We start from the raw sequence: 4,699 nt of genomic DNA on the forward strand, positions 1-4,699 counted from the left end.
ATACTGCTTGAGATAGAGGAAGATTTGAGTCATAAATCGCCAATAAAAATCCTCGTCTTTTTGAAATTGAACTTCGACAAAGTAAAGCGGATAATCCGGGTGGTCTGCATCGGGAATAAATACCCCATCGAGTCGGAAAGCCAATTCTTTGATTTCGATTGACTTGAATTGATAATTTTGCGCTAGATTGGGAGATTCTCCTAGCAGTTGAAAGAGAAGTTCGGGAAAGACTTGAAATAGGGTATAAAAGATTTTATCGGTTTTCATTACTCCTTCTTTGGTCGTCAAGTCAATAGTTTTTTTATGAATTTTCGTGAAGTTTTTGTTAAATTTAGATTACTCTAACTAGCTTGATGTTTGAGCGTAGCTATTCCTAATTGCAAAACCTCTAAAACCTTGCCTAAATCACCAGCTAGTAAAGCATCTCTATCTAACCATAATCCAGGGAATATCTGGGAACAAATTATCCCTTCTGAGTTCGGTTCAAGTTTAATATATTCTTCATTGGTTAATCTAAACCAATCAAATTCTCCATCTTCGACTCGCCAGACTAAATATTCTTGCACTTGGTTACGGCGATAAACATTGAGTTTTTGATGTAAGTCAAGGGAGACGGTACTCGCTGCAATTTCGACGATTAACTCTGGCGCACCTTCGACATAACCATCCTCACTAATCGTTGATTGTCCACCATGCTCAAATTCACGACGAGTAAGCTTGTCCCCATTTTCTAGGCGTGGAATGGTTAATTGAGGAGAAATTGTTGCAGTAGCTATCATCTTGGTATTTCCTGTCGTCAAAAAATGGGTAATTCTAAAGTAAATCTGGGTAAAACGTCCTCCCCAGATAAGGTGGTTGGTAATGAGACGATTTCTACTTCCTGATTTTGGCGATAGATGGCTACCTGTTGACTAATGGGATCAATTAACCAACCGAGTCTTAAGCCACTATCAAGATATTCCTCCATTTTTTCTTGGAGTTGACTTAAAGAATCAGTACGCAACCTTAATTCTATCACAAAATCAGGACAAACTGTTAATAGCACCAATTGGGGGCATAATGATTAATTCGCCTTCGGCAGTTTGTTCAATTCGCCAATCGTCGTTACTATGGCAAAGTTGATAAAATTGCTCATCGCTTAAATTGACGGATTTTAAGTTTAAGGTAATGGTTTCTGCGGTAATCATGGGGGTTAATTTGCCTAATTAAATACTTGAGAAACTTTTATATTTAGTTGATTAAATATAGATGATTTTACTAAGTCATCATTGCTAAAATTACCTATTTCTGTATAAGTATTTCCTCTTAATTCTAAGACTAAAATGGTTTGAGTTTGGGGATCAACTATCCAGTATTCAGGAATACCACAATCTTGATATTGGATTCTTTTGGCTATGTAATCTCTTTCTCTTTGAATTTCACCAAGGCTAACTACTTCAATAACTAATAAAGGGGGTGACATGGAAAGAAGAATAGTATTTCTTTTTGAGAGTAGTTTAATATGTTCTTCTCGAATAATTGTTAAGTCAGGATAACGGTTTTTAGGTTCTCCTCTGACTTCTAATTCTAAACCATGTCCTCTGATTCTATCAGTTCCTAGCATTAAGGCAAATACCAAGAAAAGACGATTGGCAATTTGGTAGTTAAGTCCTGATTCTGGTGGCATTTCTATCAATTCGCCGTTAAATAATTCATATAATCCCTCTGAATTATCCTCATATTGTAGATATTCAGCGAAGGTTTCAAATCGAGGTTTAGTTATTAACATCAATTTTACTCCATCTTGAATGATTTGTAATAATAAAGCCGAATATTGTCAATCTTCGTTTTCTCTAATTCTTTTTGAGTAGTACCTACCCACATACTAAGAACTGTTAGTTTGCTAAAGTCAAAGTTATGTCCTAAAAATTTCTGTAATAAGGAATAATCTAATTGAACACCAACTCGGTTTTCAACTTGCCGAAAAAAAGCTAAAGATTGAGTTAGACATTTTTGCCATTCTTGGGACTGATCTTTAAAAAAGAGCATAAACCGTGAGGCAATGAGTTTATCTAATTCTATCTTACAGGAGGCTTCAATATTACAATCGCCTTCAACTTCCATAACAAAATCTTCAAACAGCCGCAGAGTATAAATCGGCTCAACATCAAAAGCTTGTTGATGATTACGGACAAATTGTATTCTTTGCTCTTTGAGGGAGTTTTTTTGAATCTCAGCAACTATCATAATTTCAAGTGTTAGATTAAAGATGAAAAGTCGGGGATTTATGTAAATCTTTGATTTTGATTCTCAGAGTTTAAGAAAATCCCCGACTTTTTTAATCATTTCGCCGATTCAAGTCTGAAGTGCATCACCTGAAAAGCTTGACAGAGGAAAGCTCATCAGTTAAAGTCGGATATTGATCAAAACAAACAGACAAACTAATGAACTACTCACATCTTAGCATAGACCAGCGTAATCATCTTTATCAACTACAACAAGAACAGAAATTATCTCAAAGAGAACTAGCCAAGTTGATTGGATGTTCACAAAGCACAATATGTCGAGAATTACAAAGAAATAAAACAGAGCAAGGATGGTACTTACCAGATAGGGCTCAAATCTTAACAGATACAAGAAGGAAAGAATCCAAAACGACATTTAATAATGTAACAGAATGGACAATAAAAGAGATAAAGACAAGATTAAAAAACTATCACAGTCCAGAACAAATAGCGGGTCGTTTAAAGACAGAAGGAGAAGAGTGGGTAAGTCATGAAACCATCTATCAAATGATTTATCAAAATTATCAAGGGCTGGGAAAATATCAAGAATATTTAAGGCAAGGAAGAAAGAAAAGGAAGAAAAGAGGAAGCCTGAAAGGTAAGCGTGGAGGGATTCCCAATCGAGTAGGTATCGAACAAAGACCAACGATAGCAGCAGAGAAAAAAGAAATAGGACATTGGGAAAGCGATACAATAATCGGAGGAAATCATTTAGGAGTTTTAGTAACTCATGTAGATAAAGCCTCAAAGTTTCTAGTAGCAGGACTAGGAAAAAATAAAACATCAAAACAGATGAATGAAGTAACGGAGGAACTCTTTAAACCTATGGACAAAGAAAAGATAAAAACCTTTACTTGTGACAATGGGAAAGAATTCAGTGGTCACGAAGAATTGAGTAAAGTGTTATCAGCATCGTTCTATTTTGCTACTCCTTATCACTCATGGGAAAGAGGATTAAATGAACATACAAATGGTTTACTAAGACAATTTTTTCCGAAAGGAACAAACTTTAAAATAGTCAAGCCGGAAGAAGTTCAAAAAGCTGTAGAATTAATTAATCATCGTCCTCGAAAATGTCTTGACTATCGAACCCCTTTTGAGGTATTCTATGAATTATCATCAGACATTGATGCACTTCATTTTTGAATTGGCGTTTCGCTCAAAAGCTTCTCCCGCGTGCCAGGTAACAGAAAGCCCTGAATTAACAAGGATTGTGCGTCAATTACAAGGGAGCAACCGTGCGCCTTGGCAAGCAGAAAAAGACTTTTGACATGATTTGAAGTTCGATGCTTGAATCGGGAGGATTACTCCGCGTCGTCTCCCGCAAAAGGATACCGCGAATCCCGCGCATCCCATTCCAGGGGGGCGATCGCATTGCCATCACGAGAGACGGTAGCGGCATTTTCCCGTTGGACGGGAGCAGAGTTACGAGGTGTCAGTTTCTTGGTTTTCATGGGGTAAAATCCTCCAGTAAGTTTACTGTTAATAGTTTTGATCTAAGTCCCAATAATGTCAAATAATGTCAATTGTTTCTAGGTCAATTTTTGTTAAGAAAGAGTAAAGTTTGCGAATCACACTTTCTCCCTTATTCCCGCGTGCCAGGTAACAGAAAACCCAGAATTAACAAGGATTGTATGTCAATTCGTTGAGGCAAACCGCGCACCCTGGCAAGCAGAAAAAGACTTTTGATATGATTTGAAGTTCGATGCTCGAATCGGGAGGATTACTCTGCGTCGTCTCCCGCAAAAGGATTACTATAATAATCCCCAATTCCGCGCTTGCCCTGAGGTGCGATCGCATTGCCATCACGAGAGACGGTAGCGGCATTTTCCCGTTGGACAGGAGCAGCATTGCGGGGTGTCAGTTTCTTGGTTTTCATGGTGGAATTTCCTCCAATCAGTTGGTTTTTCACAGTCTGGCAAAACTGCCAATCCAAGTCAACAGTTTCTAGGTCAATTTTTGTTAAGAAAGAGTCAAGTTTGCGAATCACATTTCTCCCTTAATAAAACAGCTACCCCCCCCTACAGGGGGGAAGATCAAGAAGATTTTTTTTTAGGGAAGGGGTGTCTTGAATTAGTCAACAAAAATCCTCCTCATTGCTGAAAACCGTTGAGACAAGAAGCTTAAGCCCCTTGTCCATACCCAATTTAAATGCACAACAGCTTACCAAATTACTGAAGAATAGAAATTAGCTATTTTTTGATCTGCGGTAATAATAGGAGCTTGATTTTTTTGGGCAATTGCCACAACCACTCTATCTGCTGGATCTCGATGTTCCCATTGTAACTTAACACTTTCGGCTCTTCGGTTTGTGTTATGCAATGGACGGGGGTTATAAGGGATGTAACCCTTATATAGAAAGGCATTTAGCGATTTTTGTCAATTGTTTTTGATCTAGAGCGAACTAATCAATTAAATCTCTTGCCAGATAAGGA

Annotated in this window: 6 protein-coding genes and 2 pseudogenes; 1 reads left to right on the forward strand and 7 read right to left on the reverse strand. The window is 37.6% G+C overall.

Going from position 1 to position 4,699, the window contains the following annotated elements:
• The 5 genes and pseudogenes from IM319_RS19565 to IM319_RS19585 form a co-directional block, all read right to left on the reverse strand.
• A partial coding sequence (locus tag IM319_RS19565) for a DUF2887 domain-containing protein (RefSeq protein ID WP_287721878.1) occupies nt 1-267 on the reverse strand: 267 nt, incomplete at its 3' end.
• A 74-nt stretch (nt 268-341) separates the two neighbouring features.
• Nucleotides 342-779, reverse strand: a complete 438-nt coding sequence (locus IM319_RS19570; RefSeq protein ID WP_287736632.1) for a Uma2 family endonuclease — start codon at nt 777-779, stop codon at nt 342-344.
• A gap of 17 nt (nt 780-796) precedes the next feature.
• A pseudogene (locus IM319_RS19575) lies at nt 797-1,187 on the reverse strand (Uma2 family endonuclease).
• A 14-nt stretch (nt 1,188-1,201) separates the two neighbouring features.
• Nucleotides 1,202-1,768, reverse strand: a complete 567-nt coding sequence (locus tag IM319_RS19580) for a Uma2 family endonuclease (protein WP_287736633.1) — start codon at nt 1,766-1,768, stop codon at nt 1,202-1,204.
• A 95-nt stretch (nt 1,769-1,863) separates the two neighbouring features.
• Nucleotides 1,864-2,226 (reverse strand): annotated as a pseudogene (locus IM319_RS19585) (DUF5838 family protein); the annotation flags it as partial.
• A 197-nt stretch (nt 2,227-2,423) separates the two neighbouring features.
• Between IM319_RS19585 and IM319_RS19590 the strand changes: the two are divergent.
• Nucleotides 2,424-3,410, forward strand: coding sequence for an IS30 family transposase (locus IM319_RS19590; protein WP_287736635.1), 987 nt, complete (start codon nt 2,424-2,426; stop codon nt 3,408-3,410).
• Nucleotides 3,411-3,568: 158 nt separating this feature from the next.
• On the opposite strand, the gene IM319_RS19595 is transcribed toward IM319_RS19590, so the two are convergent.
• Both IM319_RS19595 and IM319_RS19600 read right to left on the reverse strand, forming a co-directional pair.
• Complete coding sequence (locus IM319_RS19595; RefSeq protein ID WP_287736636.1) at nt 3,569-3,718, reverse strand: anacyclamide/piricyclamide family prenylated cyclic peptide; 150 nt, start codon at nt 3,716-3,718, stop codon at nt 3,569-3,571.
• Nucleotides 3,719-3,987: 269 nt separating this feature from the next.
• Nucleotides 3,988-4,143: an anacyclamide/piricyclamide family prenylated cyclic peptide gene (locus IM319_RS19600; protein WP_287736637.1), complete on the reverse strand. Its 156-nt coding sequence runs from the start codon at nt 4,141-4,143 to the stop codon at nt 3,988-3,990.
• Nucleotides 4,144-4,699 lie beyond the last annotated feature (556 nt).

The organism is Microcystis sp. M113S1 (assembly GCF_020246945.1).
Lineage (GTDB): Bacteria > Cyanobacteriota > Cyanobacteriia > Cyanobacteriales > Microcystaceae > Microcystis.

Bases quoted from the DNA above. Each gene is read 5' to 3' on its own strand.
- IM319_RS19570 (WP_287736632.1), bottom strand. From the start codon at position 779: ATGATAGCTACTGCAACAATTTCTCCTCAATTAACCATTCCACGCCTA.
- IM319_RS19580 (WP_287736633.1), bottom strand. From the start codon at position 1,768: ATGTTAATAACTAAACCTCGATTTGAAACCTTCGCTGAATATCTACAA.
- IM319_RS19590 (WP_287736635.1), top strand. From the start codon at position 2,424: ATGAACTACTCACATCTTAGCATAGACCAGCGTAATCATCTTTATCAA.
- IM319_RS19595 (WP_287736636.1), bottom strand. From the start codon at position 3,718: ATGAAAACCAAGAAACTGACACCTCGTAACTCTGCTCCCGTCCAACGG.
- IM319_RS19600 (WP_287736637.1), bottom strand. From the start codon at position 4,143: ATGAAAACCAAGAAACTGACACCCCGCAATGCTGCTCCTGTCCAACGG.